Source organism: Brevibacillus brevis (genome assembly GCF_031583145.1).
Taxonomy (GTDB): domain Bacteria; phylum Bacillota; class Bacilli; order Brevibacillales; family Brevibacillaceae; genus Brevibacillus; species Brevibacillus brevis_E.
The window spans coordinates 3,475,325-3,493,006 of record NZ_CP134050.1; the positions used below are offsets into that span (position 1 = coordinate 3,475,325).

Below are 17,682 nucleotides of genomic sequence, written 5' to 3' on the forward strand. Positions count from 1 at the left end.
GCCCCATTAGGAGAAAGGATTTTCCACCTTGTTTTGTTCCCAATAGCGCAAGTAGTAATACGGATCGGTAGCATTTCCGTTGTTGTTCAAGTAGAGCCCGAAATGAAGATGAGGCTCGAACATGCCGACGGTCCCCATGCCGCCATAGCCCGTATCACCGACAAATCCGATCAATTGTCCAGCTTTAATCACAGAACCGACTTGCAGACCGGGCACGTAAGCGCTCAAATGGGCGTAATACATCCGGTAACGCCCGTTCTCATCCGTGATGTTGATCCTCCAGCCGCCGTACGTATTCCAGCCGATCCGGTTGATAGTTCCATTCGACACCGAGTAGACAGGCGTGCCTTTTGGTGCCATGATATCGATTCCCTCATGGTTGCGGACGGATCCGTCGTTGCTTTCGGTCCATTCGCGGTCAGAGCCGTAGCTATCGCCGTATGGCTCGTACCAGCTCGCATCGGAAAAAGGAAAGTAGTACCTGTTTGTCAGCATCCGGCTGTCGCCAACCTCTTTGGAAAGAGGATGCTCTGCCGCCTTTGCTCCCTTCGGCAGAAACAGCAATTGCTGGGCAACCAGCTGGTCCGACGACAGGTAGTTGTTCTGCTTCAGCTCCTGGACAGTCGTGTCGTGTCGATTCGCAATTCCGCTCAATGTGTCACCTGACTGTACAACATACGGGTTGGATGCTTCCTGAACCACAGCCGCCCGGTCTTCCACCGGTTTGGTCTGAATGTGCGCCACACCAGACTGGTTGTCCCATGCGACAAGGTATCCCAATGATTCGCTGACAAAACGAATGGGCACAAGCGTCCGTCCATTTACAATACGTGCAGACACATCCAAAGAGACGCGTTTGCCATCTACAAAGGCTATTTGGCTGTCTATGAGCAAGACAATGCGTTTCCCTTTTTGGGTGACGGTCACCTGCTTGGCCGACGCTTCATACTCCACCTTCGCTCCCGTTGTCTCCGCAATGAAGCGGATCGGGACAAGCATCCGGCCATTTTGCCGCAAAGGTTGTACGTCAGTGGCGACTCCCTTCCCATCAATCACAAGTGAAATGACGGGACCGGGCTCTGCTGCAACCGCCTCCCTTGTCCCTGCGCCTGTGGCACCCAGCACCAGGCACAACAAAAAAACGCCTAGAACACCTGGCCACAGACGATTGCTGTTTTTATGTAAACAGCGGTTCATCTGAATCCCTCCCCGCACGAAATCTTCCATTGAAAATTATCGCACAGGGAAAGTCCGGCGTTCTAGACGCAAATTATGTCAACTAGCGAGAACCGGTTTCGTACGGTTTGCCGAGTGCTGCCGGAGCGTTGGAACGCCCTACGAAGCCTGCCATCACGAGAACGGTCAGGATATATGGCAGCATGTAGATAAACTCGGTTGGCACGTACTTCGTCAAACCAAAAATTTGGACCAGCGATTTGATCGACTGGGCTACACCAAAGAACAAGGCAGCTCCCATCGCACCCGCCGGATGCCATTTACCGAAAATCAAGGCCGCGATCGCGATAAACCCTTGTCCCGATACCGTGTTGTGAGAGAAGTTGCTTGTCGTGGTAAGCGAAATCGTCGCTCCGCCCCACGCCGCCAGCACGCCACTGATAGTGACAGCCAGATAGCGCATTTTTTTCACATTGATCCCTACCGTATCCGCCGCACGCGGATGTTCACCGACTGCCCGCAGGCGCAAACCAAACGGTGTCTTAAAGATCAAATACCAGGTAAGGAACACCATGATAAACGCCAGGTAGCTGGTCGGATACGCCTCGAAAATGGCGTGTCCCAGGAAAGGAATATCATGCAATCCAGGGATGCTCCACTTGGAGAACACACTGGTTAGTGTCGTGGTTTGTCCTGCGCCATTGAAAATGATCTTCGTCAAGTAGACAGACAGGCCGGCTGCCAGGAAGTTCAAAGCAACCCCGCTTACGGTCTGATCGGCCTTGAAGGTAATCGACGCCACTGCATGCGGCAAGGCGAAGATCGCACCCGCAATGCCGGCAGCGAGGAAACCGAGCCACGGCGCACCCGCTGCGAATGAATCTTGAAACGCGTACGTGATGACGGCTCCCGTAAATGCGCCGATGATCATCATGCCTTCCAGTGCGATGTTCACGACCCCGGAACGCTCCGAATAAAGTCCACCCAATGACGCAAAGATCAAGGCAGTGGAAAACACGATGGTATCATGAACGAGGTTGCTTATGATTAATCCCCAATCCATCAGTTTCCACCTTCCTTTTGCTTCTTCAAGATTGGTTTGATAAACACCTTCACAATGCCGTGCGCTGCCACGAAGAAAATAACCGAGGCGATTACGACGCGAATCAGTTCAACCGGAACGCCGGCCCCGAATTTCATACCGGCCGCACCGAACGTCAAAATACCGAACAGAATCGCACCGAGAATGACACCAAGCGGCGTATTGCCTCCGATCAACGCTACGGCAATGCCGTCAAAACCGTACCCTGGCTGGGCGGTCATGATAGCCTGGTAGTGGAATACCCCTAATACTTCGCTCGCACCGCCGATCCCCGCGAACATCCCGCCGATGAACATCGCTTTCACAACGTTGCGGTTTACGTTCATCCCGGCGTATTCGGAGGCGTGCGGGTTCAGACCTACGGCGCGCAGCTCGAAGCCGGACTTGGTTTTCCAGAGGATAACGTAAAAGAAGATAGCTGCAATCACGGCAATCAACGTGCCCCAGTGCAAACGGGCACTGTCAAACATCTCGGATAGCCATCCGATGGTGATCGAGGCAGAGTCATGAATCATTTCAGAACGCTGTTGGCCGGACGGTACGTAAAAGGCGTTCATGATCCAGTTGCCCAAATAGAGCGCTACCCAGTTTAGCATGATGCTCGTGATGACTTCGTTTACTCCCCGGGCCGCTTTCAAGTACCCCGCGATCGATCCCCACAGACCCCCGGCGATAGCGCCAGCGATTACTGCGAGCGGCGCATGGATGTAAGCTGGCAGATCAAACGAGACGCCAACGGCAGTAGACGCGATCATACCGGCGATGAATTGGCCTTCGGCACCGATGTTGAACAGACCAGTACGGAAAGCAAACGCCACGGCAAGACCCGTAAAAATGAGCGGAGTGATCTGGCGAATGGTCTCCCCAAAGTTGTACGCACTGCCAAATACCTTTTCAATCAGAGCCATGTACGCTTTGGCCGGGTTGAATCCGCCAGCCAGCATGGCAATCGCACCGGTCAAAAGCCCGAGGATGATCGCAACCAGCGGGACGAGAAACGACTCTTTTGTAAAAACGGCAATGACCCTATTCATCGTTTCCCCCTCCTTGCATCCGTTTTCCGCCAGACATCATCAGGCCCAATTCTTGTTCCGTCGTCTTCTTCGCATCGACGATGCCTACAATATGTCCTTCGTAAATGACGGCGATCCGGTCAGAGACGTTGATCACCTCGTCCAGCTCCAGCGAGAGCAATAGCACGGCTTTGCCTTTGTCGCGCTGTTCTATCAGACGTCGATGGATAAACTCGATCGCCCCTACGTCCAGGCCGCGTGTCGGCTGCGCCGCAATCAAGAGATCCGGATCCTTGTACACTTCACGGGCGATGATCGCCTTTTGCTGGTTCCCACCTGAAAGTGCGCGGGCAGGAGTATGAATGCTAGGAGTCCGCACGTCAAACTCTTCAATGAGCTTGGCCGCGTGCTTGTCAATGGCGCCATAATCAAGAAAACCGTTCTTGTTGAACGTCGGGTGGAAATACGTTTCCAATACCATGTTTTCACTCATGGTGAAATCGAGAACCAAGCCACGCTTATGACGGTCTTCCGGAATGTGCGACAAACCGGACTCCGAGATACTGCGCGGAGATTGATTCGTGATTTCTTTGCCATTCAGAAGAACACGGCCGCTTGTGGCTTTGCGCAGTCCTGTCAGCACTTCGATCAATTCGCTTTGACCGTTGCCATCGACTCCGGCGATCCCGAGAATTTCTCCCGCGCGAACTTCCAGACTGAGGTTGTCCAACGCGTTTACTCCTCGGTTCCCCAGCGCCGTCACGTTTTCTACCGACAGGATGGTGTCCTTTGGCGTCGACTCTTTTTTGTCGACGCGGAAATTGACTTCGCGTCCGACCATTTTCGCTGCCAAATCGTCAGGGTTCGTGTCCTTGACGAGAACGGAATCAATGACCTTTCCACGGCGGATGATCGTCACCGCATCGCAAACCGCCATGATCTCTTTCAGTTTGTGTGTGATCAGGATGATCGTCTTGCCTTCTTTGACCAGATTGTGCATGATCTCGATCAATTCGTTGATCTCTTGAGGAGTCAATACCGCTGTCGGCTCGTCGAAAATGAGGATATCCGCTCCGCGGTACAGCGTTTTCAAGATCTCAACGCGCTGCTGCATGCCCACTGAAATATCTTGAATCTTGGCCCGTGGATCCACTTTTAGCCCATACTGGTTGGACAGCTGCTCCACAGCCTTCTCCGCACTTCGAATATCTATCTTCAACCCGTTTTTCGGTTCGTTTCCGAGCACAATGTTTTCTGTTACCGTGAATGTTTCGACCAGCATAAAATGCTGATGCACCATGCCAATGCCAAGCTCATTTGCTTTATTGGGGTTCGTAATTTTAACCGGCGTTTCATTGATCAGAATTTCGCCCTCATCCGGTTGATAAAGGCCGAACAAAATATTCATGAGTGTAGACTTGCCTGCCCCGTTCTCACCGAGAAGGGCGTGAATTTCCCCTTTTTTCACGGACAGCGTGATGCTGTCGTTCGCGATGATCCCTGGGAAACGTTTGGTAATTCCTCGCATTTCAACAACATTCTTTACCGGATTCAACCATGTTCCCCCCGTTTTTGTGGGTCTTGTTTGAAGGTAAAGAACAAGGCTAGTTGCTCGAACTAGCCTTGTCCGTTTGCAGCTTCAATGTAATTATTTTTCAGGTACAGTGATTTCGCCTTTGATGATTTTTTGCTTGTATTCGTCAACCACTTTCAATACGTCTTCCGGAACGTTTTTGTTGGAAGTGGAAGCAAGGCCTACACCGTCTTCAGCAAGACCCAGACGTACGATTTTACCGCCTTCGAACTTGCCGTTGATCACGTCTTTGGAAACACGAACAACTGCTTCATCTACGCGTTTTACCATGGAAGTCAGGGTGATGTCATCGCCGAATGTCAGGGATTGGTCTTTGTCAACACCGATTACCCAAACGTTTTGGCCTTTTGCCTTGCGGTTTTTCGCTTCGTTGAACACGCCGTCGCCAGTTTGACCGGATGCGTGGAAAATGATGTCCGCACCTTGGTCGTACATGGAGGAAGCGGTCGATTTACCTGCGTCCGGCTTGTCGAATGCACCGGTGTAAACTTTGAAGACTTCGACGCTTGGATCTACTGCTTTCACACCAGCTTCAAAGCCCAATTCAAAGCGCTTGATTACCGGGATTTCCACGCCGCCGACGAAACCGACTTTTTTCGTTTTGGTCATTTTCGCTGCAACGACACCAGCGAGGAAAGAGCCTTCTTGCTCTTTGAAAAGAACGGATTCTACGTTTGGTGCGTCCACTTCAGCGTCAATGATCGCCAGTTTGGCATCTTTGTTTTCGTCCGCTACTTTTTTCAGGTGGTCTCCCATCAGGAATCCGATACCCCAAGTCAGGTCCCATTTGTCTTTCACGAACTGGGTCAAGTTTGGAACGTAATCGGCATCACTGGTAGATTGCAGATAGTTTACGTTTTCTTTCGGGAGATTCATTTCGGTTTGCAGTTTTTGCAGACCTTCCCAAGCACTTTGGTTGAAGGAGTTGTCGTTTACCCCGCCAACGTCCGTAACCATACCGATACGTACAGTTGGTGCCGCGCCGCCGGATGCGCCGCCTGTTGCTCCGCCTTGACCAGCTTGGCCTTGAGGTTGTGCTTCTGGTTTGCTACCACATCCTGCCAGTACGAGCGACAGGCTGAGAGTTGCCACAGACAGCACGGAAAGAACTTTCTTCATCTGAGAATACCCCCTGTTTTTCGTTGAATGAAATTGTTGAGTGAGGTTGCCCCCACTGTTTACAACCGTCTCCGCACAACGTGAAAGTGAATTTTGTCTGACCGAAAGTAATTATGGGAGTAAAGCACAGGCCTTTCACTTTCATCGTAGTGAATCTGTTTGAGCAAGAGAATGGGAGTAGACTTGTCGCATTGCAGCAGATTGGAAACCTTTTCATTGTACCCCATTGGAACAATGTCGGTAACCGCATAGGCAATCCGCAGCCCGATCACACTCTCGAGCCATTTAAAGATGGACTCTCCTACCGCAGTATAGCCTTCCGGAACCAGGTGAGCGGGAATTCGGTCCACACAATAGACAACAGGCTCTCCGTCCGCCGTTCGAATGCGTTCCACAATCAATACGCCTTCGCCCGGATTCAAGGACAGCCTCTTTCGCTCCTCGTCAGCGGACTCCCCAAAGGAAGTTTCCAATATCATGGTGCCTGCCGAGTAGCCTTGGCGCTCAATTGCATCCGTCACACTAAAGAGTTCCCCAATTCCCCCTGAAAAAACAGGTTTTGAATTGATAAAAGTCCCTACGCCGTGTCGGCGAATGACAATTTTCTCTTCCTCCAAAAGACGGAGCGCCTCTCGAAGTGTCGCTCTGCTGATGCCTAACTGTTTTGAAAGTTCGGCTTCGGAAGGAAGTCGCTCCCCCGGACGCAGCTGACCTGATTCGATATCCCCCTTGATCTTGTCCATGACCAAGAGACAAAGCGATCGAACATTCCCTTTGATGCTCATGTCATTCACTCCTGCTGTCCAGTAGCCATCCCAACAGGTAGGACGTCAGACCTCTAATTCATATGGGAAACGATACAACAATTTCCTCAATCTCGTAAAGATTTTAACCTAGGGGCGGAGATCATGCAAGCCAAATCTTTTCGAATTCCCCGCAGGAGAAGTGAAAAAAGCCGCACGACTCTACGCCCACTTCGGAAGAAATCTCGTTACGCTTTTTTGATCAAGAAATATTGCTTTCAATGGAAGGTCTGGGAATTCGCACTTCTCGCGGTTTGCTTCCTTCATACGGGCCCACGACTCCCTGAGCCTCCATCATGTCGATCAGTCTCGCTGCCCTCGTGTACCCTACCCGCAAGCGACGCTGCAAGAGGGAAGCGGACGCGGTCTGGGCCTCGGAGACGATCTGGACAGCCTGTTCATACAGCTCGTCATCGACGACCGGTTGCTGTTCGTCCTGCACGTCACCCGGAATCATCTCTTCGTTGTAGCGGGCTTCCTGCTGTTCTTTCACGAAGCGGACCACTTCTTCCACTTCCTTGTCGGAGACGAAAGCCCCCTGGACACGGATCGGCTTGGATGCGCCCATCGGCAGCGACAGCATGTCCCCTCTCCCCAGCAGCTTTTCCGCGCCCCCCATGTCCAGAATCGTGCGAGAATCCGCCATGGAAGAAACGCCGAATGCGATGCGGGAAGGAATGTTTGCTTTGATCACGCCGGTGATGACATCGACAGAAGGGCGCTGCGTCGCGATGATCAAATGGATCCCGGATGCCCGGGCCATCTGCGCGAGACGGCAAATCGCATCCTCGACCTCGCCCGGCGCCACCATCATCAAATCAGCCAGCTCATCCACGATGACGACGATGTAAGGCAAAGGCGGTCCTTCGACCTGGGCGTTGTACATCTCAATATTGCGGCTTCCTGTCTTCGCGAACAGATTGTACCTGCGCTCCATTTCCGCCACGACCTTTTTCAAGGCGACGGAAGCGCGCCGCGGATCAGTTACCACCGGCGCCAGCAAGTGCGGGATTCCATTGTAAACGTTCAGCTCCACCATCTTCGGGTCCACCATCATGAGCTTCACTTCGTCCGGCCTCGCCTTGAACAGGATACTCATGATCAGGCCGTTGATGCAGACCGATTTTCCGCTGCCTGTCGCTCCTGCCACCAGAAGATGGGGCATTTTCGTCAAATCCGCCACGATCGGTTCACCGGAAATGTCTCGGCCAAGTGCGACGGTCAGCTTGCCGGGTGCATCCTGGTATTGAGGTGACTCCAATACCTCGCGCAAAGAGACGACCGCGACCTCCGAATTTGGCACCTCGATTCCGATTGCCGATTTGCCGGGAATCGGTGCTTCGATGCGGATGTCTTTGGCTGCGAGCGCCAAGGCCAGGTCGTCCGTCAGACTGACGATCCTGCTGACCTTCACCCCGGTGGCGGGCTGGACTTCATAGCGGGTTACTGCAGGTCCGCGATGCACTTCTGACACTGTCGCGTTGACCCCAAAGCTCTTTAACGTCTGGACGAGCTTATTTGCGTTGGAGGTGTGATCCACGTCTTTCCCCGCGCCGGTCGAACGGGGACGGGACAGCATGTGCAGGCTCGGCAGCTCGTACGGCGCCGCCGGCAGGGCCTCATCCGTCTCAATCGTTCCGAAAATCTCTTCTTCTCCTTCCAGGGAAAACGTGATCTCCTGTCCAGCTGACTGGCTTGTGCCAACCCGATTCGTCTTCATCGGTGCCGCTTCTTCCTCTTCCATCGCAATTCGGTCTGTAAAATCGCGGATGACGGGAGCGATTGTCGGTTCCTGCACGGGTTCCGCTGCGAGAGCATCTTGTCCAACGCCACCGCTATATCCGTCGTCGTGAATGATGGGCACGACCACTGCCGCGTCAGCTTCGGCAGCCTGCTTCGCTTTGCGCGCTTCTCTGGCTTCCTTTGCTTCCTGCTTGCGTTTGTCGCTCTCCTCCTGCAAAAGTTGGACGGAATCCTTTACCGTTTCCTTCGCCCTACCGTACACATGGGCAGCCTTATCCCGCAGGAACATCAGAATGTTCACATAGGAAAGATTGAACAGGAACATGATTCCGACAAGGAACAAGAAGACAATCATGATCCCGGTACCGATGGTTCCCACCAGACCGTTGCAAATCGCGAACACAATGGCTCCGAGCATGCCCCCGCCGACTCCGGTCGTCGAAACTTTTTGGCTGTGATCGAGCCATAGCCTGTCCCACGTCACACGAAGGATGCTTTGCTCCGCAAATTTGCCGTCAGCTGTGACTTGCTTGTACAAAATCAGGTGATCCCATGTAAACACCGCTACAGCGATGAGTACGATACCGAGCACCCGATACGTCAGCCGGGGTGGTTTTCTCGTAAACATCATGTGAACCGCCATCCCGATCAGCAGCACGGGAATGACAAAGTCCCAGGAACCGGCGATGAATCGGAACAAAAAGGCCAGGATGTTTTTTCCCAGCCAGCCGCTCTCCAGAAGTCCGATCAATGATAGGACGATGATGATCAGCCCGAGCAGCTCTATTTTGACAACCGAGGCCAATGCCGCTTGGGACGATTCTCTTTTTCTTCTACTCAGATGGCACGCCTCCTTTTGCCTGTTTTTGTTATGTACCACCAATGGTAAAAAGGCAGCCGTCCGCTGTTCGGCTGCTGTTCGTACACATTTAGTATAACACAGGAAAATCATAGAAATACAGGACTTCTTGCTCGTTTCACTCTGGCCCAAAGCGTACGATTTGGCCGGGAGCATAATGAGGATTCAAGTAGTCTTGGGGGTCTGGACTGATAAGCCGGACGATCCGTCCTTCAAATGCTCCTGTCTGCTCCAGGAGCATGGTGGCATGCCCGAGACTCACTTCCTTCAGCTCTTGTTTTACCACCGCATCCATATTGGCGAACACGGTGTCTGCCGGCATGACCGAATACAGGATCATTGCAGCACCTCTTCTTTGCTTGCGCGGGCTTTTTCGATCAGCTCGTTCAGTTTTCTCAATGCCTTGCCCAGCCCGCCGACCTCGTCGATCAAGCCGTACTTGACGGCATCCGCCCCGATGACGTTTGTACCGATGTCCCGCGTCAGCTCTCCGGTCCGCGTCATCAATTCGCGGAATTGCTGCTCGGATATTTTGGAATGGCGGGCGATAAAGCTGACGACACGATCCTGCATCTTGTCCAGATACTCGAACGTTTGCGGCACACTGATGACCAGACCCGTCAAGCGGATCGGATGAATGGTCATCGTAGCGGTTTCCGCGATGAAGGAGTAGGTTCCCGCAACCGCGATCGGGACGCCGATGCTGTGCCCTCCGCCCAGTACCAAGGTGACGACCGGCTTGGAGAGAGAAGAAACCATCTCCGCGATCGCCAAGCCCGCTTCGACATCTCCGCCCACCGTATTCAGAATCACGAGTACGCCTTCGATTTTGTTATTCTGCTCGGCCGCGACCAGCTGCGGGATGAGATGCTCGTACTTGGTCGTCTTGTTTTGCGGCGGCAATTGGATATGGCCTTCTACCTGCCCGATGATGCTCATACAATAAATATTGCTTTCCAGCTGCGGAACGTTGGTCTGTCCTAGCTGCGTGATGGAATCCAGCAGTTTTTTCTTCGGATCTTCAGGCCCGGGCGCTTCTCCCGGCGGGGCTACATTCGGTTCTTGCTCTTGAACCGGTGTTTGCTGCGGAGAATGTTGCTTGTTCGTGGTGATACCTGCAAAAGGTGGCCGATTCAAATAATCGGTGAATTGTTGCTTCGACATGAATGATCCTCCCTTTCTTTCCTCCGTTAGTATGGATAGGGGGAGGCAAAATCATGCACGGCTTCCAATTGACGAAAAAAGCCGGAATCCCGCTGAAACGAGATTTCCGGCTTTTTGAGAGCATCGCCTTAGACTTCCATGATAATCGGAAGAATCATTGGGCGGCGACGTGTCTGCTCATACAGATAACGCCCCAATGCTTCCTTGACATTGTTTTTGAGCGACGACCATTCATTTACGTTTTCTTCCATGCATTTGACAAGTGTTTGGGTGACGATGCGATTGGCCTCGTCCAGCAATTCCTCGGATTCGCGAACGTAAACGAATCCGCGTGAAATGATGTCTGGTCCGGACAAAATCGTGCCGTTTTGTTTGCTGAGTGTAACAACAACTACCAGAATTCCATCTTGGGACAGTAATTTGCGGTCTCTGAGTACGATATTCCCTACATCGCCGACACCCAAACCATCAATCAGGACATTTCCTGCGTGAACCTTTGGACCATAACGGGCCCTGCCACCGGAGAGTTCCACCGTGTCGCCGTTATCCAGCAAGAAGATGTTTTCTTCCGGTATTCCGACCTGCTGCGCCAAAAGCGAATGGGTCTTCAACATACGGTATTCACCGTGAATCGGGATGAAGAATTTCGGCTTCATCAAGTTGAGCATCAAGCGAAGTTCTTCTTGACTGCCATGACCGGATACGTGGACGGTTCCGTTTGGTCCATGACCGCCATAGATGACTTCGGCGCCGATGCGAGATAGCTGGTCGATCGTCCGTGCCACGTATTTCTCGTTCCCTGGAATGGGAGTGGCAGCGATGATCACCGTGTCTCCTGGAAGGATGTCAATTTTCCGATGGGCGGATCGGGCCATACGAGTGAGAGCGGACATAGGCTCTCCTTGGCTTCCAGTAGACAGAATAACCACTTGTTCAGCAGGCAGCTTGTTGATTTCATCGGTTTCAACAATCAATCCGTCAGGTACGAGTAAATAGCCCAACTCTCTGCTGATGTTGATGACGTTTTGCATGCTTCTTCCAACAACCGCCAGTTTCCGGTTGAATTGTGCTGCTGCATCCAGAACTTGCTGGATACGATGAACGTTGGATGCAAATGTGGAGACGATAATGCGGCCGCTGGATTTGCTAAACACGTCCTTGATCGCGATCCCCACGGAACGCTCGGAACCGGTAAAGCCCGGGCGCTCAGAATTGGTGCTGTCCGAGAGAAGGCACAGTACGCCACGATCCCCGATCATTGCCATTTTCGCAAGATCAGCTCTTTGGTCGTTGACCGGTGTCTGATCAAACTTGAAGTCCCCCGTGTGGACGATGTACCCTTCCGGCGTTTCCAGGCATACCCCGACACTGTCCGGGATGCTGTGGTTGACTCGGAAAAAGGTCGCTTTGATCTTGCCGAGGACAATCTCCGATTCGCTGTTGATCAAAACGCGTTTGGTATCACTTAGGATACCCGCTTCTTTCAATTTTGCATCAATCAGTCCAAGGGTGAGCTTGGTCGCATAGACAGGCACATTCAGGTGCTTCAGGACATAGCTGAGGCCACCGATATGGTCTTCGTGTCCGTGCGTGACGATGATGCCCCGTACCTTGTCGCGATTCTCCTCGAGGTAAGTGATATCCGGAATGACCATATCAATTCCCAGCATTTCCTCTTCCGGGAATTTCAATCCGGCATCAATCACGACGATGTCGTCCTCGCTTTGTACCACGTACATGTTTTTCCCAATTTCGCCGACTCCGCCCAGGGCGAAAATGAGAACAGAGTGATTCGACTTTGCCAAACGTGTAACCTCCTATATTTAGTTGTCATGTCCACTCAATTAAACCGCCCCAAATCACTTGTTATCATTATACCCGAAGTGAAAACATGAACACAAGGAAAAAGAGCCTTTCCCGAAGGAAGGGCTCTTTTTATTTGCTTCTGCTAAACAAGGAGCGAATGGACAAACGCCTTCTCCTGTTCATTCAGTTCAAACAGGGGCAGACGAACGCCGCCGACCGCCACGCCGAGCTTTTCCAGCGCGACCTTGGTCGGTCCTGGACTCGGGTAGGCGAACAATCCTTCAAACACAGGCATCAGCTTTCGATGCAATCGGGCAGCGGATAGGTGATCGCCTGCGAAGAAGGAATCGATCATCTCCGTCATGGGGCAGCCAACCACATGGCTTGCCACGCTGACGATTCCAACGCCTCCGATGGAGAGGATCGGCAGGGTCAAGCTGTCGTCTCCACTGTATAGTTCGAAACCTTCGGGGGCATGCTCGATGATCTTCGCCATTTGCGACAAATTGCCCGAGGCTTCCTTGATGCAGACGACGTTCGGCAATTGAGCGAGACGAAGCGTGGTTTCCGCCGTCATGTTCACGGCCGTCCTGCCAGGCACGTTGTACAGCATGACCGGCAAATCGGTTGCTTCCGCCACGGTCTTGAAGTGAGCGAACAGCCCTTCCTGCGATGGACGGCTGTAGTACGGTGCCACTACCATGACAGCGTCAACCCCTAGCGCTTGAACGGCCTGGGTGAACTCCACAGTAGACGCTGTATCGTTGCTGCCCGTCCCTGCAATCAAGTGGCATTTGCCTTTGGCATAGGCCACGGTGTGCTTAAATAGCTCCAGCTTTTCACTGCGGGACAAGGTCGGCGACTCTCCCGTGGTCCCGCTGACTACGATGGCTTCGGTGCCAGTCGCAAGCAAATGGTCGATGAGGCGCTCCGTTTTCTCGAAGTCGATCTCCAGGTGTTCATTAAACGGGGTTACCATTGCAGTAACCAGCCGGCCAAAACGTGCCACTGCCTTTCCAACTCCTCTATTCGTGATCAGTCAACTCTGACAAGCTGTCTGGCTGAGTTTACATATGATGGGCATGCAGATTGAACTGCTGGTGAAGAGCGCGGACGGCTCTGACCATATCACTCTCGTGCACGAGCACCCAAATCGTCGTATGGGAGTCCGCTGATTGAAGGATTTGAATATCCTCCTGCGTCAGGGCCTCCACGATTTGCGCCATGACACCGGGTACACCGGTCATGCCTGCCCCGATCACAGACACTTTCGCGCAATGCGGCAGGAGCTGCGGTTCGTAGCCCATCTCCGTAAGCAATCTGGCCGCTTTTTCTCCCATTTCGTCGTGAACCGTATAGGCCACTCCCAATGGATTGACGTTGATAAAGTCAACGCTGATATTGTTTGTCGCCATGGCTTTGAATACCTGCAGCTGAGTATCGTAATGTCCTTCCCGGTTTGCCACTTTCACTTGCGTAATATTGGGTACGTGTGCGATGCCCATGACGACCCGGTCGTGAACAGTATAACCCAACTTCCCGATTTCCAGCATCGTCGTGACAAGTGTCCCGGGGTCGTCCGAAAACGTAGAGCGGACGCGAATCGGCACATTCGCCTGCATCGCGATTTCTACTGCCCGCGGATGAATCACTTTGGCACCCAGATGAGCCATGTTGCAAATCTCCGTGTAGGTCACCATGGCTAGCGGCTGCGCTTCTTCCACGATGCGCGGGTCCGCTGTCATGATGCCCTCGACATCCGTAAAGATGTCTACCATTTCCGCGTTTAACGCGACGCCCAATGCAGTAGCGGTCGTATCGCTTCCTCCGCGTCCCAGCGTGGTAATTTCCCAGTCCGCCGTCCTTCCCTGAAAACCGGGTACGATCACGACACTGCCCGCCTCCAGTTCTTTGTGGATGCGAGCAGGATCGATCGAAAGAATTTGGGCGTTGGTAAAGTCGTCGCTGGTTACGATATTTGCTTGACCGCCAGTGAGAATGGTCGCTTTGATCCCTCTCACATTCAACATGCTGCACATAATCGTCGCCGAGATGATTTCACCCGTGTGCATTAACAAATCCATTTCCCGACTCGGCAGTTGGTTCCCATTATTCCGAATCAGCTGCAAAAGTGTATCGGTTGCATAGGGATCGCCTTTCCGTCCCATCGCCGATACGACAACGACGAGAGCGTAGCCTTCGTCGATCGCTTTTTTCATATGGTAGATTGCCCGGATCCGGCAATCTTCCGTCGTCAAGGAAGAACCACCGAACTTTTGGACGAGAATCTTCACAAACCTCTCCCCTATGCTCTTGCTTTGATGAGTTCTTCAGCGATTTGCACCGTATTCCAAGCCGCGCCTTTGAGAAGGTTGTCAGATACGATCCACATATGCAGCCCGCGAGGATGATGGAGGTCACGACGCACACGGCCAACAAATACATCCAGTTTGCCCGCAGCATCCGTAGCAAGCGGATAGCGCTGCTCTTCCGGTACGTCTGCGAGCACGATCCCTGGAGCTTTTTCCAGCAGCGACTTCACTTCTTCCAGATCGAAGTCTTGCTTCAGCTCCACGTAGACGGATTCGCTGTGGCCGTAGACGACCGGAATGCGCACGCATGTAGCAGACACCAACACTGTGTCATCACCGAAGATTTTTTTGGTTTCGTTCACCATTTTCATTTCTTCATACGTAAAGCCGTTATCCGTAAATACGTCGATTTGCGGAATGGCATTAAAGGCAATCTGATGGTGAACCGGCAGTTTTCCCACCGGAAGCACGTTGCACTCCGGCTCTTTTCCGTCCAGTACATCGCGGCTTTGGCCAAGAAGCTCATTGATGGCCGATTGCCCGGCACCGGACACGGCTTGGTAAGTAGATACGATGATACGGTCTATGCCGAAACGATCATACAAGGGTTTCAGAGCGGCTACCATCTGGATCGTCGAGCAGTTCGGATTCGCAATGATTCCTTTGTTTTCGAGCGCGGCTTCCATGTTTACTTCCGGAACGACCAGCGGAACTTCCGGATCCATCCGGTATGCGCTGGTATTGTCAATCACGACAGCGCCGTGGCGAACAGCGTGGGGAGCCAGTTCCTTGCTCACAGATCCACCCGCGCTGAACAGTGCGAAGTCAATCCCGGCAAAGCTCTCCGGCGTCGCTTCTTCCAGAACAATTTCCTGCCCCTTGAAGGTCACTGTCTTGCCTGCAGAGCGTCCGGAAGCAAGCAGCTTCAGCGTCTTGATCGGAAAATTGCGCTCTTCCAAAAGTCGAATCATCTGTTGTCCGACTGCGCCCGTTGCACCTACGACTGCAACATTGTAAGTCAGTTGGTTAGCCATCTCTTACTCTCCTCCTAATCGCGAAAAAACAAGTTGGTTGATTGTTGTTTTTCTGTCGTGTCTTAATAGTTGAATCTTTCGATGAGCAAGGGTTGCAATTGTCGACCTTCCAAGGCAGCTTCGCACGTCTCCAAAAGTAAGTCCATGCGGGCGACAAGCGAATTCGGTTTTTTATCCGGGGCGTCCTGGCCAAAAGGTACGAAATAGATGTTTTTCGCAGCCAACAGCTTGGCAATATTGGCCGCATTTAATCCCAGACCATCATTGGTGGAAATCGCAACGACAAGCGGACGCAGATTGCGCATCGTCGCTTTGGCAGCCATCAGCACGGCGCTGTCCGTAATGGCATTGGCCAAACGGCTCGTCGTACTGCCGGTGCAAGGAGCGATGAGCATGACGTCCAGGAGCTTGGAAGGACCTAATGGCTCCGCTTGGGGAATCGTCGAGATCAACTCTTCACCTGTCAGCTCCTTGATCTGCTCCTGCCAGCTTAAAGAGGTGCCGAATCGGGTATCTGTCGTCATCACCGTATTGGAGACGATCGGGACCACGCGTGCCCCGGCATCCACAAATCTCTTGATTTGCGGCATGGTTTCCTCAAACGTGCAGTGCGATCCAGATAAACCAAAACCGATGGTCTTCCCTTGTAGTTTGCTCATGTTGACTCCTCCCTGGGTTTCGTTTGCTCCGCAATGAGACGAGACAAAGTTTTTGCGAGAATTTGTCCTGCGGTTTTCGGTGCAACGATTCCAGGCAGTCCAGGAGCGAGAAGCGCTTTGATGCCTCGTCTTTCGGCGTAGCGGAAATCGGTTCCGCCCGGCTTGGAAGCCAGGTCGAGAATGAACGCCGACTGGGGCATTTGGGCGATAACTTCTGCTGTGAGCAATAATTGCGGGACGGTATTAAAAATGAAATCAGCATTTGTCACCTGTTGCCTCAGTTCGCTTATATGGAAGGGAGTCATTCCCATCTCATAAATGCGTGCCAAGTGTTCCTGACGCCGAGCCCCCACTCTGACGCGCGCTCCCAGCGCATGCAGCCCCCGAGCCATGGACAAACCAGTCCTGCCAAGTCCCAACACGATTGACTGCGAGCCGTGAATCGTGATATCCGTGTTTTGAATCGCCATCATCAGTGCCCCTTCCACAGTGGGAATGGAGTTGTAGATGGCAACCTCATCACGCTCCAGCAGTTCCACAAGCGGAATCTGCTGGGGACTGACCAACCTCTTCAAGTACGGTTTTGCCATACCCGTATATACGACGCAGTGCTTTGGCAAGCTGGCCACGTGCTCTTCTTGCAGCTGCAATTGCTTGGAACAAAAAATGCTTTCCACGAAGCCTTGATCATCTGTCCCAACGATCGGAAGGATGAGGGCGTCCACGTCTTTCAACACATCGCATGTTAATGGTTTCTTCGTTGCCCCTGTGAAATTGCTTTCCAGGTTGTCGAAGCCAACTAACGTGACGCTGGCATCCAGTTGTATGCAACGCTTGATGACTTCCAACTGGCGAGCGTCACCGCCGATGAAGGCAACATGTATGCCCGTTAGCATGCTGCGTTCCCCTTTCCACACATTTTACTGCATTAAATGATCGAAACGCAAAGGTTTTTCCATGTGAAAAAGTTGACGAAAAACGATGCGGTCTACCCCCATCCTATTCTCTTGCCTCAGGTTAGGTGACAGTGGTGCCTACTTTTGGGAAGCTTGTATTTCCGGCGATTTTAGCTGGATAATGATCATGTCCGGACCGATTTTCACGATCGAATTCCACGGGATAACAATATCATCCCGTTTCTTGCCAAATCCCAAAAAGCTCCCGCCCGGCAAGATAATCGACTGGATTTGTCCATCGTCCGGATTGATGACAAGATCGGAATCGCTGATCACGCCCATCTTTTCCCCCGTATCAAGCCCAATGATTTCTTTCCCTCCCAAATCGCTAAGACGCATGCG

General features: G+C 52.6%; 16 protein-coding genes. All 16 read right to left on the minus strand.

Annotated elements, in window-relative coordinates:
• Positions 1-6: 6 nt before the first annotated feature.
• Positions 7-1,197, minus strand: a complete 1,191-nt coding sequence (locus tag RGB73_RS17250) for a stalk domain-containing protein (protein WP_310763931.1) — start codon at positions 1,195-1,197, stop codon at positions 7-9.
• Positions 1,198-1,279: 82 nt separating this feature from the next.
• Complete coding sequence (locus tag RGB73_RS17255) at positions 1,280-2,239, minus strand: ABC transporter permease (protein ID WP_310763933.1); 960 nt, start codon at positions 2,237-2,239, stop codon at positions 1,280-1,282.
• Positions 2,239-3,312 carry an ABC transporter permease gene (locus RGB73_RS17260; protein WP_310763934.1) on the minus strand — a complete coding sequence of 358 codons (1,074 nt, stop codon included), beginning with the start codon at positions 3,310-3,312 and terminating at the stop codon, positions 2,239-2,241. The genes RGB73_RS17255 and RGB73_RS17260 overlap by 1 nt, the downstream gene beginning before the upstream one ends.
• Positions 3,305-4,819 carry an ABC transporter ATP-binding protein gene (locus RGB73_RS17265; RefSeq protein WP_310774385.1) on the minus strand — a complete coding sequence of 505 codons (1,515 nt, stop codon included), beginning with the start codon at positions 4,817-4,819 and terminating at the stop codon, positions 3,305-3,307. Before RGB73_RS17265 ends, RGB73_RS17260 begins: the two co-directional genes overlap by 8 nt.
• Before the next feature lie 120 nt (positions 4,820-4,939).
• Positions 4,940-6,004, minus strand: a complete 1,065-nt coding sequence (locus tag RGB73_RS17270; protein WP_310763936.1) for a BMP family lipoprotein — start codon at positions 6,002-6,004, stop codon at positions 4,940-4,942.
• A gap of 59 nt (positions 6,005-6,063) precedes the next feature.
• Positions 6,064-6,789 carry a GntR family transcriptional regulator gene (locus tag RGB73_RS17275; protein WP_310763938.1) on the minus strand — a complete coding sequence of 242 codons (726 nt, stop codon included), beginning with the start codon at positions 6,787-6,789 and terminating at the stop codon, positions 6,064-6,066.
• 220 nt (positions 6,790-7,009) lie between these two features.
• Positions 7,010-9,391: an FtsK/SpoIIIE family DNA translocase gene (locus RGB73_RS17280; RefSeq protein ID WP_310774387.1), complete on the minus strand. Its 2,382-nt coding sequence runs from the start codon at positions 9,389-9,391 to the stop codon at positions 7,010-7,012.
• Positions 9,392-9,527: 136 nt separating this feature from the next.
• Positions 9,528-9,749, minus strand: a complete 222-nt coding sequence (locus tag RGB73_RS17285) for a YlzJ-like family protein (protein ID WP_310763939.1) — start codon at positions 9,747-9,749, stop codon at positions 9,528-9,530.
• Positions 9,746-10,573, minus strand: a complete 828-nt coding sequence (locus RGB73_RS17290) for a ClpP family protease (RefSeq protein WP_310763941.1) — start codon at positions 10,571-10,573, stop codon at positions 9,746-9,748. Before RGB73_RS17290 ends, RGB73_RS17285 begins: the two co-directional genes overlap by 4 nt.
• A 128-nt stretch (positions 10,574-10,701) precedes the next feature.
• Entirely contained in the window at positions 10,702-12,378 is a 1,677-nt protein-coding gene (locus tag RGB73_RS17295) for a ribonuclease J (RefSeq protein ID WP_310763942.1), read from the minus strand.
• A 143-nt stretch (positions 12,379-12,521) separates the two neighbouring features.
• Complete coding sequence (dapA, locus tag RGB73_RS17300; protein ID WP_310763944.1) at positions 12,522-13,388, minus strand: 4-hydroxy-tetrahydrodipicolinate synthase; 867 nt, start codon at positions 13,386-13,388, stop codon at positions 12,522-12,524.
• 58 nt (positions 13,389-13,446) lie between these two features.
• Complete coding sequence (gene dapG / locus RGB73_RS17305) at positions 13,447-14,673, minus strand: aspartate kinase (RefSeq protein WP_310763945.1); 1,227 nt, start codon at positions 14,671-14,673, stop codon at positions 13,447-13,449.
• 11 nt (positions 14,674-14,684) lie between these two features.
• A complete protein-coding gene (locus RGB73_RS17310; RefSeq protein WP_310763946.1) occupies positions 14,685-15,725 on the minus strand; it encodes an aspartate-semialdehyde dehydrogenase in 1,041 nt (346 codons plus the stop codon).
• Positions 15,726-15,787: 62 nt separating this feature from the next.
• The gene (locus RGB73_RS17315) at positions 15,788-16,384 is read right to left on the minus strand and encodes a dipicolinate synthase subunit B (protein ID WP_310763948.1); all 597 of its coding nucleotides are present in this window, start codon (positions 16,382-16,384) and stop codon (positions 15,788-15,790) included.
• Positions 16,381-17,280 (minus strand): dipicolinate synthase subunit DpsA, encoded by a 900-nt coding sequence (dpsA, locus tag RGB73_RS17320; protein WP_310763950.1) that lies wholly within the window; start codon positions 17,278-17,280, stop codon positions 16,381-16,383. Before dpsA ends, RGB73_RS17315 begins: the two co-directional genes overlap by 4 nt.
• 138 nt (positions 17,281-17,418) lie before the next feature.
• The gene (locus tag RGB73_RS17325) at positions 17,419-17,679 is read right to left on the minus strand and encodes a YlmC/YmxH family sporulation protein (protein ID WP_310763952.1); all 261 of its coding nucleotides are present in this window, start codon (positions 17,677-17,679) and stop codon (positions 17,419-17,421) included.
• Positions 17,680-17,682: the final 3 nt, after the last annotated feature.

What these genes read in the sequence shown, in the direction of transcription:
- RGB73_RS17250 (WP_310763931.1), bottom strand. Translation starts at nt 1,197, where the DNA reads ATGAACCGCTGTTTACATAAAAACAGCAATCGTCTGTGGCCAGGTGTT.
- RGB73_RS17255 (WP_310763933.1), bottom strand. Translation starts at nt 2,239, where the DNA reads ATGGATTGGGGATTAATCATAAGCAACCTCGTTCATGATACCATCGTG.
- RGB73_RS17260 (WP_310763934.1), bottom strand. Translation starts at nt 3,312, where the DNA reads ATGAATAGGGTCATTGCCGTTTTTACAAAAGAGTCGTTTCTCGTCCCG.
- RGB73_RS17265 (WP_310774385.1), bottom strand. Translation starts at nt 4,819, where the DNA reads ATGCGAGGAATTACCAAACGTTTCCCAGGGATCATCGCGAACGACAGC.
- RGB73_RS17270 (WP_310763936.1), bottom strand. Translation starts at nt 6,004, where the DNA reads ATGAAGAAAGTTCTTTCCGTGCTGTCTGTGGCAACTCTCAGCCTGTCG.
- RGB73_RS17275 (WP_310763938.1), bottom strand. Translation starts at nt 6,789, where the DNA reads ATGAGCATCAAAGGGAATGTTCGATCGCTTTGTCTCTTGGTCATGGAC.
- RGB73_RS17285 (WP_310763939.1), bottom strand. Translation starts at nt 9,749, where the DNA reads ATGATCCTGTATTCGGTCATGCCGGCAGACACCGTGTTCGCCAATATG.
- RGB73_RS17290 (WP_310763941.1), bottom strand. Translation starts at nt 10,573, where the DNA reads ATGTCGAAGCAACAATTCACCGATTATTTGAATCGGCCACCTTTTGCA.
- RGB73_RS17310 (WP_310763946.1), bottom strand. Translation starts at nt 15,725, where the DNA reads ATGGCTAACCAACTGACTTACAATGTTGCAGTCGTAGGTGCAACGGGC.
- RGB73_RS17315 (WP_310763948.1), bottom strand. Translation starts at nt 16,384, where the DNA reads ATGAGCAAACTACAAGGGAAGACCATCGGTTTTGGTTTATCTGGATCG.
- dpsA (WP_310763950.1), bottom strand. Translation starts at nt 17,280, where the DNA reads ATGCTAACGGGCATACATGTTGCCTTCATCGGCGGTGACGCTCGCCAG.
- RGB73_RS17325 (WP_310763952.1), bottom strand. Translation starts at nt 17,679, where the DNA reads ATGCGTCTTAGCGATTTGGGAGGGAAAGAAATCATTGGGCTTGATACG.